Origin of the sequence: Nocardioides alkalitolerans (assembly GCA_038184435.1) — a bacterium.
Lineage (GTDB): Bacteria > Actinomycetota > Actinomycetes > Propionibacteriales > Nocardioidaceae > Nocardioides > Nocardioides alkalitolerans_A.
The window spans coordinates 3,465,727-3,480,128 of sequence record CP116227.1 but is presented as its reverse complement, the minus strand read 5'-3'; the positions used below and the strand labels follow the sequence as shown (position 1 = coordinate 3,480,128).

Annotated in this window: 10 protein-coding genes; 6 read left to right on the top strand and 4 right to left on the bottom strand. The window is 72.8% G+C overall.

Going from position 1 to position 14,402, the window contains the following annotated elements; genetic code table 11:
* Position 1: 1 nt before the first annotated feature.
* Positions 2–2,290: a transglycosylase domain-containing protein gene (locus PIR53_16560; protein WZH51618.1), complete on the bottom strand. Its 2,289-nt coding sequence runs from the start codon at positions 2,288–2,290 to the stop codon at positions 2–4.
* Between the two features lie 154 nt (positions 2,291–2,444).
* Here PIR53_16560 and PIR53_16555 point away from each other — a divergent pair, with 154 nt between their 5' ends.
* On the top strand, positions 2,445–3,056 hold the full coding sequence (locus PIR53_16555; protein ID WZH51617.1) for a PadR family transcriptional regulator: 612 nt from the start codon (positions 2,445–2,447) through the stop codon (positions 3,054–3,056).
* A 79-nt stretch (positions 3,057–3,135) separates the two neighbouring features.
* Positions 3,136–4,221, top strand: coding sequence for an inositol-3-phosphate synthase (locus tag PIR53_16550; protein WZH51616.1), 1,086 nt, complete (start codon positions 3,136–3,138; stop codon positions 4,219–4,221).
* 109 nt (positions 4,222–4,330) lie between these two features.
* On the opposite strand, the gene PIR53_16545 is transcribed toward PIR53_16550, so the two are convergent.
* The 3 genes from PIR53_16545 to PIR53_16535 form a co-directional block, all read right to left on the bottom strand.
* Complete coding sequence (locus PIR53_16545) at positions 4,331–4,996, bottom strand: AIM24 family protein (protein WZH51615.1); 666 nt, start codon at positions 4,994–4,996, stop codon at positions 4,331–4,333.
* Positions 4,997–5,027: 31 nt separating this feature from the next.
* Positions 5,028–5,492, bottom strand: coding sequence for an SRPBCC family protein (locus PIR53_16540; GenBank protein WZH51614.1), 465 nt, complete (start codon positions 5,490–5,492; stop codon positions 5,028–5,030).
* A gap of 76 nt (positions 5,493–5,568) precedes the next feature.
* Complete coding sequence (locus PIR53_16535; protein ID WZH54471.1) at positions 5,569–7,005, bottom strand: CCA tRNA nucleotidyltransferase; 1,437 nt, start codon at positions 7,003–7,005, stop codon at positions 5,569–5,571.
* A gap of 168 nt (positions 7,006–7,173) precedes the next feature.
* Here PIR53_16535 and PIR53_16530 point away from each other — a divergent pair, with 168 nt between their 5' ends.
* From PIR53_16530 to sigM, 4 genes are all read left to right on the top strand, one after another.
* Positions 7,174–9,546: a DUF6049 family protein gene (locus PIR53_16530; protein ID WZH51613.1), complete on the top strand. Its 2,373-nt coding sequence runs from the start codon at positions 7,174–7,176 to the stop codon at positions 9,544–9,546.
* The gene (murJ, locus tag PIR53_16525; GenBank protein ID WZH51612.1) at positions 9,543–11,480 is read left to right on the top strand and encodes a murein biosynthesis integral membrane protein MurJ; all 1,938 of its coding nucleotides are present in this window, start codon (positions 9,543–9,545) and stop codon (positions 11,478–11,480) included. The genes PIR53_16530 and murJ overlap by 4 nt, the downstream gene beginning before the upstream one ends.
* 93 nt (positions 11,481–11,573) lie before the next feature.
* A complete protein-coding gene (locus tag PIR53_16520; protein ID WZH51611.1) occupies positions 11,574–13,667 on the top strand; it encodes a protein kinase family protein in 2,094 nt (697 codons plus the stop codon).
* Positions 13,664–14,392: an RNA polymerase sigma factor SigM gene (gene sigM / locus PIR53_16515; GenBank protein ID WZH51610.1), complete on the top strand. Its 729-nt coding sequence runs from the start codon at positions 13,664–13,666 to the stop codon at positions 14,390–14,392. The genes PIR53_16520 and sigM overlap by 4 nt, the downstream gene beginning before the upstream one ends.
* Positions 14,393–14,402 lie beyond the last annotated feature (10 nt).

The following is a 14,402-nucleotide window of genomic DNA, read 5'->3' as shown; positions in this document are numbered from 1 at the left end:
GCTAGTCCTGGCGGCCCTGGCTGCCGCCGCCCGGCAGGATCCCGGTGGGCTCGCCCGTCGGCGGACCGGTCGGCTGGGTCGGCTCCGGCGGCTGGGTCGGCTCCGGCTCCTCGGTCTCGACCGGCGGCGGCTCCTCGGTGGTCGGCGGTGCCGTCGGCTCGCTCGTCGGGGGGGCCGTCGTGGTCGGCGGCGCGGTCGTCGACGGCGCCTGCGACGGCTCGTCGTCCGAGCCACCGCCGCTGCCGCCGCCCTCCGGCGCCTGCGGGCGACCGCTGTCGCCGTCGAGGAACACCGGGTCCGGGAAGTCCATCTCCTCGGTGCCCTCGAGCGCGCGCTCCATCACCTCGGCCCAGGTCTGGGCGGGGAACCGACCGCCGAAGTACTCCGGCAGCCAGCCCTGCAGCTGCATCCGACCGGTGCCGCGCACGTAGGTGACCGCGGTGGCGAGCTGCGGGGTGTAGCCGACGAACCACGACGAGGAGACCTCGCCGTCGTCGTTGGTCGCGGTGCCGGTCTTGCCGGCCGCGGGGCGGCCGATCTCGCCCGCCCGCGTGCCGGAGCCCTGCTCCACGACCTGCTGCAGCGCGTACGACGTGTCGGCGGCGACGTCGGAGGAGATGGCCCGCTCGGGCGCCTTCTCGTGCTCGTACTTGACGGCGCCGAAGCGGTCGGTCACCCGCTGCACGACGTGGACGGGGTTGTAGACGCCGTCGTTGGCGATCGCACCGTAGGCCGCCGCCATGTTGATGGGGCTGACGTCGCCCGAGCCGAGCGAGACGCCGAGGTTGGTGTCGAGGCCGCGGGACTCGGTCGGGATGCCGAAGTCGCCGCCGTCGTTGCCCGGGATGCCGAGGCGGTTGGCCGTGGTCAGGATCTGCTGCGGGCCGTCCTCCATGTCCTCGGTGAGCTCGATGAACGCCGTGTTGATCGAGTCCTCGGTGGCGGTCTCCAGGCTGACCTGCCCGTAGGAGCGGTTGCCCTGGTTCTCGATCTCGCTGCCGTCGTCGGTCCGGTACGGCGAGTTGCCGTTGAACCGGTCGCGCAGCGAGTAGCCGTCGGTCAGCGCCGCCGCGACGGCGAACGCCTTGAAGGTCGATCCCGGCTGCACGAGCTGCGCCGCCCAGTTGAGCTGGGAGTCGAGGTAGTCCTGGCCGCCGTAGAAGCCCTTGAGCGCCCCCGTGTTGGGCTCGACCATGGCCACGCCGACGTGCAGCGCCTCCGCCTGGTTCTGCTCGGGGTCCTCGTAGTAGTTCGCGAAGCCCTCGGGGAACTCCTCCGCGACGCCGTCGGCCGCCGCCTGCATCGCCTGCTCGCTGAAGGTGGTCTCCACGCGCAGGCCGCCGCCGTCGATCTCGGAGGCGCTGAACCCGAGGTCGGACAGCTCCTCGCGCACCAGGGTCAGCATGTGGCCGTTCTGCCCGCCGTACGTGTCGTTCTGCTCGATGACGGGGAACTCCGGCAGGGCGTTGCGCACCGCGTCGGCGTCGGAGGCGGAGACGTCGCCCGCCTCGACCATGCCGTCGAGCACGTACTGGTAGCGCCCGAGGAGCCGCTGCTCGGCGTCGGGACCGTTGGCGGGGTCGAAGCGGGTCGGGTTGTTGATGACCGACGCGAGCACGGCCGACTGCGACAGCGTGAGGTCCTTGGCGGGCACGCCGAAGTACGCCTGAGCGGCGGCCTGGAGGCCGTAGGCGCCGCGACCGAAGTAGATGGTGTTGAGGTAGCCCTCCAGCACCTGCTCCTTGCTGAGCTGACGCTGGATCTTCAGCGAGAGGATCGCCTCCTTCGCCTTGCGCGTCAGCGTGCGCTCCTGCGTCAGGTAGAGGATCTTCACGTACTGCTGGGTGATCGTCGACGCACCCTGCGTGGAGCCGCCCGAGGCGTTGGAGAAGGCCGCGCGCAGGATGCCCTTGGGGTCGATGCCCCGGTTGGTCCAGAAGCTGCGGTCCTCGGCGGCGACGACGGCGTCGCGGGCAGTCTCCGGCATCTCGTCGAAGGTGATCGACTCGCGGTTCTGGGTGGCGAACGACCCGATCTCCGCGTCGCCCCCGCTGTAGTAGATCTTCGTGGTCTGCGTCTGGAAGTCCGAGTTGGGATCGGGGATGTCGATGCTCTGGTAGAGCACGATGAAGCTCCCGACCGCCACGAGCGACAGGGACAGGAAGAGCACGGTGAACCACAGGAGCAGGCGCTTCCAGAGCGCCCGCTTCGGGCCCTTCGAGCCCTTCGAGCCCTTCGCGGCCTTGCGCCCCTTCGGCGGGGGTCCGTCGGCGCGTCGCTTTCCAGACATGGGGCGGGGGTTCCTCCTGCTGTGCGGGTACCGCGGGGGCGGCCAAACCCGGACAGAGTACGCACCTTCGCTGAGGGACCGTCCCGGACACGTGACGGACGACGCGCGCTCACCCGTGGTTCACGGTTGCGGATATATCGCTACGATAGATCGCATGGCACGTCGTGGAGAGACCATCGAGCTAGCAGTCCTCGGACTGCTGCACGAGGCACCCATGCACGGCTACGAGCTGCGCAAGCGGCTGAACCTGATGCTCGGGTGGGGGCGGCTGCTGTCCTACGGCTCGCTCTACCCGGCGCTGAAGCGGATGCTGCGCACCGGGCTCATCACGGAGACCACGGTCTCCACCACCCCCGTGACGCGGCGACCGCGCATCGTCTACGAGGTGACCGAGGACGGCAAGCTGGAGTTCAAGCGCCTCATGTCGGAGGTGGGTCCTGCCGCCTGGGAGGACGACACCTTCGACATCCGCTTCGCCTTCTTCAGCCGCACCGACATGGAGATCCGCCTGCGGGTCCTCGAGGGGCGGCGCACGCGACTGCAGGAGCGGCTCGACCGTGTGCAGTCCGACCTCCGGCGCACCCAGCAGGAGGTGGACCAGTACGCCGCGGAGCTGCAGCGCCACGGCGTCGAGTCCGTCGAGCGTGAGGTCCGGTGGCTCTCGGACCTGATCGACGCCGAGCGTGGTCGGCCCGCCGACCGGGCGCCCGGCGACGGTCATCCCCCCGACACGCCGCCCGCCGCCGCCCCGGCAGCGGGCACCTGAGCCGGGCACCGCAGCACGCACCGCCAGCAGCGACACATCCAGACCTGTCCAACCAGGAAGAGCAAGTGAGGAGAGCCCCATGGGTTCGGTTCGAGTAGCGATCGTGGGAGTCGGCAACTGCGCCACCTCCCTGATCCAGGGCGTCGAGTACTACAAGGACGCCGATCCCGCAGGCACCGTCCCGGGGCTCATGCACGTCGTCTTCGGTGACTACCACGTCTCCGACGTCGAGTTCGTCGCCGCCTTCGACGTCGACGCCAAGAAGGTCGGCTTCGACCTGGCCGAGGCGACGCAGGCCAGCGAGAACAACACCATCAAGATCTGCGACGTGCCGCCGACCGGCATCACGGTGCAGCGCGGCCCGACGCTCGACGGCATCGGCAAGTACTACGGCGAGACCATCGACGTCTCCGACGCCGAGCCGGTCGACGTCGTCCAGGTGCTCAAGGACACGAAGGCCGACGTCATGGTGTCGTACCTCCCGGTGGGCTCCGAGGAGGCGGACAAGTTCTACGCGCAGGCGGCCATCGACGCCGGTGTCGCGTTCGTCAACGCGCTCCCCGTCTTCATCGCCTCCGACCCGGAGTGGGCCGAGAAGTTCCGCGCCGCGGGAGTCCCGATCGTCGGCGACGACATCAAGAGCCAGGTCGGCGCCACCATCACGCACCGCGTGATGGCGAAGCTGTTCGAGGACCGCGGCGTCACGCTGGACCGCACCTACCAGCTCAACGTCGGCGGCAACATGGACTTCAAGAACATGCTCGAGCGCGAGCGCCTGGAGTCCAAGAAGGTCTCGAAGACGCAGGCCGTCACGTCGAACCTCACCGGCACCCTGGCGGGCAAGGTCCACGACAAGAACGTCCACATCGGTCCCTCGGACTACGTGGCGTGGCTCGACGACCGCAAGTGGGCCTACGTGCGCCTCGAGGGCCGCGCGTTCGGCGACGCGCCCATCAACCTGGAGTACAAGCTCGAGGTGTGGGACTCCCCGAACTCGGCCGGCATCATCATCGACGCCATCCGCGCCGCGAAGATCGCCAAGGACCGCGGCATCGGTGGCCCGATCATCTCCGCGTCGTCCTACCTGATGAAGTCCCCGCCGGTGCAGCTGCCGGACGACGAGGGTCGTCGTCGCGTGGAGGCGTTCATCCGCGGCGAGGAGTGACCCTCCCGCACGCCTGAACGACCAGCACGAACGCCCCGTGACCTCACCGAGGTCACGGGGCGTTCGTCGTACCGGAGCCCGGCCGGAGCCGAGCGGGAGACGGAGCAGGTCAGGACGTCGGCACCGGCGCCCACTCGTAGGCCTGGATGACGACGAAGCCCGGGCCGTGGAAGACGTACTGCAGCGCCTCGCCCGTGCCGCCGCGCAGCAGCGACTTCGCGTTCATCGAGTTGTGGACGCCCGGGGAGAGGTTGGCCGACCAGCAGACGGCGGCGTCGGAGTCGACGTAGACCGGGCCCTGCGAGGCGTCGAGCACGGTGACGAGGCCGACGGCGACGATCGCGACCGTGCCGGTGCCACCGATCGTGGTGTTGAACAGGCCGGCACCCATCATGCCCGCGCCCTTGGTGCGGTTGATGTCCCACTGCAGGTCGGCGTCGAACGCCAGCAGGTTGCGGGAGTTGATCGAGATGCCCTCGTTCTCGAGGTGCAGCAGGTTGACGTAGCCCGCCGACTCCGCGAAGTAGACCTCACCCTGGCCGCGCACCCGCATGAGAGCGAGGTTCTCGCTGGTGAAGACCTTCTTGGCGAGCTTGCCGATGCTGCCGGCGCCCTCGTGGTCGAAGGTGACGTTGCCGCGGTAGGCGATCATCGAGCCCTTCGCCGCGAGCACGTCGGGGCCGAGGCCGACGCGCAGCGTCTGGGGGTTCTGGAGCAGGTAGCGGTCACCGCTCTGCTGGGGCAGGTTCTCCTTGGCGAAGAGTTCGCTTCTCATGAAGGAGATTCCTACCCCAGCAGCACGACGATCAGGCCTCCGCGACCCGCTTGATCCGCGCGATGGTCTGCTGCATGCCCTGCTGCAGCTCGCGGGTGAAGCCCGGCACTCCCCCGAGCACGTGCTTCGTGAGGTTGAGCGACAGGTTGGAGATGCCGTCGGGGGTCTCGCGGCGGTGCACCAGCGTCGTGCCCCCGTCGGAGGGGACGAGGCGGTAGGACCAGATGGTGCGGTTCTCCCGCACGCGGAACGCGATCTCGCGCTGCGGGTCGAAGCGCACGACCTTCGCGGTGGTGGGCCAGAACTTCCAGCCCTGCCGGTTGAGGTTGACCATCGTCGCGCCGAGCCGCACCCCGCCGGGCACGAACGTGCGCACGACCTGGTCGCTGAACTCGGCCTGGCGGGGCAGGTCGGAGACCAGCGCCCACACCTGGGCGGGGGACGCGTCGATGTCGATGGTGGCCTCGAGCTCGGTCGAGGTGGGGGCAGTGGTCACGGCGGGCTCCGTCGCGGTCGGGGGGAGGGACCCCCCGACGCTAATGAACGCGCGTCAACAAGGCAAGGGTCGGGGGTCAGCCCTGGCGCTCGGCCCACCACGACCGCAGCGCGGCCTCGGCGGTCGCCGGGTCCTGCGGGCCGTGGTCCATGCGCTGCTCGAGGAGGAACTTGTACGCCTCGCCCACCTCGCGACCGGGGCCGATCCCGAGGATCTCCATGATCTGGTTGCCGTCGAGGTCGGGCCGCATCGAGTCGAGCTCCTCCTGCTCGGCCAGCTCGGCGATCCGGCGCTCGAGGTCGTCGTACGTGCGCCGCAGGCGCTCGGCCTTCCGCCGGTTCCGCGTCGTGCAGTCGGCGCGCGTGAGGATGTGGAGGCGCTGGAGCTCGTCGCCCGCGTCCCGCACATAGCGGCGGACGGCGCTGTCGGTCCAGCCCCCGTCGCCGTACCCGTGGAAGCGCAGGTGGAGCTCCACCAGCTTGCTGACCGCGTCGATCTGCTCACCGGAGAACCGGAGGGCCTTCATGCGCTTGCGCACGAGCTTGGCGCCGACCACGTCGTGGTGGTGGAAGGTGACGGAGCCGTCCTCGAGGAACCGCCGCGTGCGCGGCTTGCCGATGTCGTGCACGAGCGCGGCGAACCGCACGATGAAGTCGGGCGTGCCGGGGCCGTCGGGGCCCGCGAGGCGCTCCTCGAGGTCCATCGCCTGCTCGAGCACGGTCAGCGAGTGCTCGTAGACGTCCTTGTGGCGGTGGTGCTCGTCGCGCTCGAGCTGCAGGGCGGGCAGCTCGGGGAGCACGCGGGCGGCGAGGCCGGTCTCGACGAGGAGCGCCAGGCCACGGCGGGGGTACGGCGCGCACACGAGCTTCACGAGCTCGTCGCGCACCCGCTCGGCGGAGATGACGTCGATGCGCTCGGCCATCGCCGTCATGGCGGCCACCACCTCGGGGGCCACGTCGAAGCCGAGCTGTGCCGCGAAGCGGGCGGCCCGCATCATCCGCAGCGGGTCGTCGGAGAACGAGTCCTCCGGACGGCCGGGCGTGCGCAGCACGCGGTGGGCGAGGTCGCCGATGCCGCCGAAGGGGTCCTCGAAGACGCGGCCGGGCACGGAGACGGCCATCGCGTTGACGGTGAAGTCGCGGCGGCCGAGGTCGCCGGCGAGGTCGGTGCCGTAGGCGACCTCCGGCTTGCGGGAGTCCGCGCTGTAGGCCTCGGAGCGGAAGGTGGTGATCTCGATCGTCCAGTCGCCCTTGCGGCACCCGATCGTGCCGAACGCGCGCCCGATGTCCCAGACCGCCTCCGCCCAACCCTTGAGCAGGCGTTCGACGGCGTCGGGGTGGGCCGACGTCGTGAAGTCGAGGTCGTTCTGGAGCCGCCCGAGCATGGCGTCCCGCACGGGTCCGCCGACGAGGTGGAGCGAGTGGCCGGCAGCCTCGAAGCGCTCGCCGAGCTCGTCGACGACCACACCGATCCGGGCCAGCTCGGTGCTGACGCGCTGCTGCACCTCGACCATGGAGAGGGCCGGTGCGGGGGCGTCCGGCGTCGTCGCGGGGACGGCCGGGGAGGACTCGAGACCATCGGGCGACACGACCGATCACCCTATGCCATGGGCGCGGTCCGGCCCCGCCGCGCGGGCGCGACGGAATCCCGGCCGGGAGCGCCGCTGCCCTAGCATCGGTCCATGCTCGATCGGGACGCGTCGCCGCTCCGCGCGACGACGCCCCCGCGGCTCGCCGCGCTGCTGCTCGTGCTCGCCGTGCTGGTGGCCCCGCTGCTGGCGCTGGGCGCGGGTCCCGCGAGCGCCGCCGCGGCGGCTCCCGCGAGCGCGGCCCCGGGCCTCGTGCCGGGCCTCGCGCTGGACGACGAGGAGACCGGCACCCCGCTCACCGTGACGATCGACGGGGTCACCCCCGACGTGGGCGTCCTCGCCCCCGGCACCGTGGTGACGGTGACGGGCGACGTCACCAACGCCTCCGACGAGACGTGGACGGACCTGCAGATCTTCCCGGTCACCTCGAGCGCTCCGCTGACCACCGAGGCCGAGCTGGAGTCCGCGGTGGCCTCCGACCCGCTCTCCTTCATCGGCGAGCGCCTGCTCGTGGACCGTCTCTTCGACGAGTCGATCACCCGCCTCGCGCCGGGCGAGACCCGCTCCTACCGGCTCGACCTCCCGATCGAGCAGCTGCAGATCAGCGGCGAACCCGGGGTCTACTGGCTGGGCGTGCACGCCCTCGGCGCCGACGGCGACGGCACGCGCAGCGGCAACGCCGTCGGGCGCGCCCGCACCTTCCTGCCGCTCCTCGACCGTGGCCGGACGGCGGGCTCCGCCGCCCGCGCCAGCGTCGTCGTCCCGCTCCGCGCCCCGATCCGGTACGCCGAGGACGGCAGCATCGCCGACCCCGAGGCCTGGGCGGTCCAGCTCGGCGACGGCGGGCGGTTGCGCCGGATCGTGGACCTGGTCGACCCGGACGCCGGGGCGGGTCCGACGTCGATCCTGCTGGACCCCGCGCTCCTCGACGTCGTGCGGCGCCTCGCGGAGGGCAACCCGCCGCGGTCCCTCGCCCCGACGTCGGACCCCGAGGAGGAGCCTGCCGACCCGGGCTCGACGAGCACCGACGCGACGGAGGAGCCGAGCGACGACCCGGCCGGTGCCGGGTCCGTCGGGGGCGACACGGGTGACCTGCAGGTCGCCGACGGTCCGCTCGCCGCGGCCGCCGCCTCCTGGCTCGACGACGTGCTGGCCGCCGCGTCCGCGGGCGACCTGCTCGTGCTGCCCTACGGCGACGTCGACCTCGGCGCTGCCTCGCTCCACGACCCGGTGGCCTACGGCCGCGCGCGGCTGCTGGCCGACGACGCCCTCGAGCGCTACGGCCTCGAGGGCACCCCGGCGGTCGCGCCCCGGGGCGAGGGCCTGCCGGAGGGCATCACCGACGAGGTCGAGGACGACGCCGTCGTGCTCGTGGGCGACGACCTGCTCGGCGCGGACGCTCCCGAGGACCTGACGGCCGCCGCGCCCCACGCCGACGCGGACGGACGCCGGGTGGTCGTCGTCGACGACGCCGTCGCCGAGGGCGGGCCCGCCCCGGGCGACCGCACCTCCGGCGTGATGCTCCGCCAACGGCTCGCGGCCACGATGGTGGTGGGCGCTCTCGCCGACGAGGCGGGCGCGACGCAGGAGCGCGCCGTGCTCCTGCCGGCCCTGTGGAACCCCGGCGACGGCGGCAGCCCGACGCGGGGGCTCACGACCGGGTGGCTGCGCTCCGTGCCGCTGACGGACCTCGCCTCCGCGGTCGACGCCGAACCGGTCGCCACCGACCTCGCCGACCTGGCCGGCGAGGTCGACGCCGCGCAGGCCCTCCCCGACGACCTGTTCGTGCTGTCGCGGTCGCTGGTGACCCGCGGTTCGCGCCTCGACTCGATCCTCCCGGAGACCGACGCGGTGCGGAGCCAGACCGAGCGGGCGGCCGCGACCGTGCTGTCCTACGAGCACCGCGGCGACCTCGCGCGCGTGCGCTCGGGGGTGCGGGACCAGGTCGAGCAGGTGCAGGGCCTCCTCGCCAGCGTCACGGTCGAGGCCCCGCCCACGGTCACGCTCTCCGGCGACGACGGCGACTTCAACGTCCGGGTCGTCAACGGCCTCGACCAGCCCGTCGTGGTCGAGCTCCGCGGCGACGAGAGCCGACGGGTGACGGTCACGCCCACCGGTCCCGTGGAGGTCCCCGCGAGCGGCAGCGCCAGCGTGCGGATGACGGTGACGATGCACCGCCTCGGCGTCTACGACGTCGACGTGCGGGTGGTGGACTCGACCGGTACGGCGCTGGGCGGCACCGTCGCCGTACCCGTGCGCTCGGCGGCCGTCAGCGACATCATCTGGGCGATCATCATCGGGGCGACGGTGCTGCTCGTCGGCGCGACGCTGTGGTGGTACCGCGGCCGCCCCCGCCGGCGCATCTCCACGCCCGCCTCGGTCGCTGCGGTCTCCCGGCCGGACGACGACGACGGAAACGTCGAGGAGACCGCGGACGCGCCCACCGGCAGCGAGGAACGCGCGTGAGCCACGACGACCCCCTGGGCTCCGGCGCCCGGCACCGCGCCCCCGGGCCCGCGGACGCGACGCCCGACCCGCTGCCGCAGCCGGTGCTGAACCCGCTCTACGACACGATCCCGACGGGCGGTCAGGGCACGACGTTCGACACCGCGCCCGACGGGACCACCACGTTCCCGGTGCTGACCCCCGACGGCACCGCACGGCACCCGAAGCACGCCGATGCCGTCGCCGCGGCCGTCGGCGGCGGGCGGACGGGGACCTCGTCGGACGAGGAGCAGGAGAGCACCACCGGCACGAGCTCGGCCGTGCTCGGGTCGAGCGCGATCATGGCCGCCGGCACCATCGTGTCGCGGCTCAGCGGCTACGTGCGGGGCATCCTCCTGGCCGCCGCGCTCGGCACCGAGCTGCACGCCGACATCTTCGCGATCGCCAACACGATCCCGAACATGGTCTACATCCTGCTGGCAGGCGGCGTGTTCAACGCCGTGCTGGTGCCCCAGCTCGTGCGGGCGCTCAAGAACGACCCGGACGGGGGTGCGGCGTACGTCAACCGCATCGTCACCCTCGCCGCCCTCTTCCTCGGCGCGGTGACGGTCCTGCTGGTGGTGGCGGCGCCGTGGGTCATGTCGGTCTACCTGGACGGCTCCTTCGACCAGCCCGAGCTGGCGGCGCAACGGGACTCGGCCGTCGCGTTCGCCCGCTACTGCCTGCCGCAGGTCTTCTTCTACGGCATGTTCGTGCTCGTCGGTCAGATCCTGAACTCCCGCGGTCGTTTCGGCCCGATGATGTGGGCGCCCATCGCCAACAACGTCATCTCGGTGGCGGTGCTCGTCGTCTACCTGTTCGTCTTCGGCCCCGTCGCCCCCGACGCGCTCGACTCGGCCTTCTCGACGAACCAGGAGCTGTTGCTCGGCACCGGCTCGACGCTGGGGATCGTGGCCCAGTTCGCCATCCTGGTGCCCTACCTGCGCAAGGCGGGGGTCAGCATCCGGCCCCGCTTCGACTTCGTCGGCACCGGTCTGGGCCACACCTTCAAGCTGGCGATCTGGACGATCGGCTTCGTCATCGTCAACCAGGCGGCCTACACCGTCGTCGTGCGCCTCGCCTCGAGCGGCAACACGACCGGGGACCCCGGCACGGGTTACTTCGTCTACTCGAACGCGCTGCTCATCATGATGGTGCCGCACTCCGTGGTGACGGTCTCCCTGACGACGGCGATCCTGCCCCGCCTCTCGGCCGCCGCCGCGGACCGCGACCTGGGCGGCCTGGCCACCACGCTGGCGGCGACGCTGCGCACGACCCTCGCGTTCGTCGTACCGGCCGCGGCCATCGTCGCCGTCGCCGCTCCCAGCCTCGCCAACGTCATCTGGGGCTACGGCGCAGCGCGGGAGAACTTCTCGGTCTTCGTCCCGTCCCTGGTGCTGTTCGCCCCCGCGATCGTGCTGTTCACCGTGCACTACATGATGCTGCGCGGGTTCTACGCCCTCGAGCAGACGCGACGGGTCTTCTGGGTCCAGTGCGTCATCGCGGTGGTCAACGTCAGCGTCGCGCTCCTCCTGGTCGGCCAGGCGAGTGCCGAGAACACCGCACCTGCGCTCGTCGTCGCCTACGGCGTCGCGTACGGCGCGGGTGCGCTCGTCTCGTACTCCGTGCTCTCCCGCACCGTCGGAGGCCTCGGCACCGCACGCACCCTCGGGTTCGGCGTGCGCCTGCTCGTGGCCGTCGGTGTCGCGTCGGGGCTCGCGTGGGGGCTGCGCCTGCTGCTGGAGGACCACCTCGCCCTGGGCTCCGCGAAGCTCGAGGCGATCGTGACGCTCGGCCTGCTGGCGGCGGTGCTCGGCGGGACCGTCGTGCTCCTCGCCCGGCTCCTGCGCATCGGCGAGGTCAACGAGGTGGTCGACGCCGTCGTGCGGCGCGTGCGACCGGCTCGACGCCGCTGACCCACGATTGACGGCGGCGGCCTACCATGTGCCCACGAGCGGACGCGTGGCCCGACCCGGGCCGAGCACAGGCCCAGCACCGGAGGGGGTGGCATGCCGACGACGATCCGGCCGGGTGACGTGCTGGCCAACCGTTACCTGCTGATCGACCTGCTCAGCGAGACCGGTGACGGCCGCTTCTGGCGGGCCCACGACCGCGTGCTCGGCCGCCACGTCTCCGTCCACGTGATGCCGTCCGGCACGCCGCGGGCCGAGGTGCTCCTCGACGCCGCCCGGGGCTGCGCGCGCCTCACCGACCGCCGCTTCCTCCGCGTGCTCGACGCCGAGGTCAAGAACGGCGTCACCTACGTGGTGACGGAGTGGGGCACCGGCACCAGCCTCCAGCTCATGCTCCAGCACGCCCCCCTGGCGCCCCGCCGCGCCGCCTGGCTCGTCGGCGAGGTCGCCGGCGCCATGGCCGCGGCCCACGCGGCGGGGGTGTGCCACGGCCGTCTCGTGCCCGAGAACATCATCGTCGACCTCTCCGGCACGGTGCGGATCGTCGGCGCCCAGGTCGACGCCGCCCTCAAGGGCCTGCCGACCACCGACAAGCGGGGGGACGTCCACGAGCTGGTCAGCCTGCTCTACGCGGGCCTCACCGGTCGCTGGCCCGGCCGCTCGCCCTCGGAGATGCCGGCCGCGCCCCTGGAGAACGGCTCCGTGCTGCGGCCCCGCCAGGTGCGGGCGGGCATCCCCCGCGTGCTCGACGAGCTGTGCGACGACGTCCTCAACGCCGACGCGCCCCCGCGCGCGCCATACGACCTCACGACGGCGCGCGGGATCGCGGACTACCTGCGGGAGTACGTGGGCGACCCGGCCAGCATGGCCGCGGCCGAGGCGGAGCGCGGGTCGACCGCGACGAGCGGGCTGCCGGCCCTGCCGCCGGAGCTGCTCGACCCCCTGCCGCCGGTGCTCCCGCACGACGCGCGACCGGCCACCCAGGCCACCCAGGCCACCCCCGTGGCGCCGGTCGCCGCGATGGCCGTCGAGGGCACGACCACGACGCCACCGAAGGACGACCCGCTCGATGGCGGCACCGCCGTGCGTCCCGTGCTCCCGGCTGCTGCGGCTGCGGGTACGGCGGCGGGTACGGCTGCATCGGCCGCCGCTGAGGGCACGGGGAGCGCCGAGGCCCCCGAGGCCCCCGAGGCCCCCGAGGGCGCCGAGCCGACCCCGGCCCCCGCCCGAGCGCGGGCCGCCTCGACCGGCGACGTACCGACCCAGGCCGGCGTGCCCATCTTCGACGAGGAGGCCGACGAGGTCTCCTGGCTGGCGAAGCGCGCCGAGCCGCCGCCGCCCCCGCCCGACTTCGAGCCGCCGCCCGAGCGTCCGCTGTTCGCTCCGGAGACGCCCGAGGAGATCGAGGCCCGTCGCCGGCGCGCGGCCGTCGAGTCCGCCGCGACCACGTCGCCGACGGCAGCCCCGGGAGGCGGCGCCGGTGGGGACGACTACTGGCCCTGGGCCACCGGGCACACGACCGGTGCCGTCATCCCGCACCCCGTGCGGGAGCCCGGCGCCCGGCGCACCGAGAAGCCGGGGCGCACCTGGCTCCAGCTCGCAGGATTCCTGGGCGCCCTCGTCGCGCTGCTCATCGTGGTCGCGCTGGCCTACCAGATCCTCGGCTCGTCCGACGACGACGGCGGCTCGGGGGGCACGGCGTCCTCGGACTCGCCCTCGTCACCCCTGCCCTCGTCGGCGCCGACGCCGATCACCGGCATCACGGCCGTGCCGTTCGACCCGCCGCCGGACGGGAACGGCGAGGAGAACGACGACGCGGTCCCGAACGCGCTCGACGGCGACCCCGCCACGTCCTGGAACACGCTGACCTACCGCCAGCAGCTCGGCCCCAGCGGCCTCAAGAGCGGCGTCGGTCTGCAGCTCGACCTGGGCACGGCGCAGAACCTCCGCCAAGTGCAGCTCGACCTCGGCGGCTCGCCGACGTCGGTGTCGATCTACGTGACGGCCGAGCCCGTCACCTCCGTCGACGGCCTGGAGGCCGCCGGCAGTGCCGAGATCACGGGCGAGGAGGGCACCGTCGACCTCGCCGAGGGCACGACCGGGCAGTACGTCACCGTCTGGCTCACCTCCCTGCCCAGCGTCTCCGGCGGCTTCCGGGGCGAGATCGCCGAGGTGCGGGTCCTCGGGTGAGCACGCCGGTCTCGGGGGAGCCGACGGGGTACGACACGGACGACCGCGCCCTGCTGGCCGCCCACGTCGCCGGTGACCCCGACGCGTTCGGCGTGCTCTTCGCCCGCCACCGGGACCGGTTGTGGGCCGTGGCGCTGCGCACGAGCGGCAACCCGGACGACGCGGCCGACGGCCTGCAGGACGGGATGGTGGCGGCGTACCGCCGGGCTGGCTCGTTCCGCGGCGACAGCGCTGTGACCACGTGGCTGCACCGGGTGGTCGTCAACGCGTGCCTCGACCGGATCCGCGCGGCGAAGGTGCGCGCGGCGGACCCGCTGCCCGACGACCTCGACGACTCCGCCCGCCGCGGTGCCGTGGTGCGCTCCGACGCCGCACCGACGATCGTCCCCCGCCCGCCCGACGACCCGGCGGACCTCGCGCTCGCCGGGGACCGCCGCTCCCGGGTGCTGACCGCGCTCGGACAGCTCGGCCCCGAGCAGCGGGCGGCGCTGGTGCTGGTCGACATGGAGGGCTACCCGGTGGCCGAGGCCGCCGCGATCCTTGACTGCGCGGTCGGCACGGTGAAGTCCCGCTGCGCGCGGGGTCGTGCCCGTCTCGCCGAGCTGCTGGCCGACCTGGTCGCCACCGCCGATCCATCGGTCCTCCCGCCGTCGGGGAACCGGACCGTGTCGCGGGACGTCCCATCTCCGGGCGATCCCCGTGGCCCACCGACCGCGCGGCCCTGACCCGGATCTC

What these genes read in the sequence shown, in the direction of transcription:
- PIR53_16560 (WZH51618.1), bottom strand. Translation starts at nt 2,290, where the DNA reads ATGTCTGGAAAGCGACGCGCCGACGGACCCCCGCCGAAGGGGCGCAAG.
- PIR53_16555 (WZH51617.1), top strand. Translation starts at nt 2,445, where the DNA reads ATGGCACGTCGTGGAGAGACCATCGAGCTAGCAGTCCTCGGACTGCTG.
- PIR53_16550 (WZH51616.1), top strand. Translation starts at nt 3,136, where the DNA reads ATGGGTTCGGTTCGAGTAGCGATCGTGGGAGTCGGCAACTGCGCCACC.
- PIR53_16545 (WZH51615.1), bottom strand. Translation starts at nt 4,996, where the DNA reads ATGAGAAGCGAACTCTTCGCCAAGGAGAACCTGCCCCAGCAGAGCGGT.
- PIR53_16535 (WZH54471.1), bottom strand. Translation starts at nt 7,005, where the DNA reads ATGGTCGAGGTGCAGCAGCGCGTCAGCACCGAGCTGGCCCGGATCGGT.
- PIR53_16530 (WZH51613.1), top strand. Translation starts at nt 7,174, where the DNA reads ATGCTCGATCGGGACGCGTCGCCGCTCCGCGCGACGACGCCCCCGCGG.
- PIR53_16520 (WZH51611.1), top strand. Translation starts at nt 11,574, where the DNA reads ATGCCGACGACGATCCGGCCGGGTGACGTGCTGGCCAACCGTTACCTG.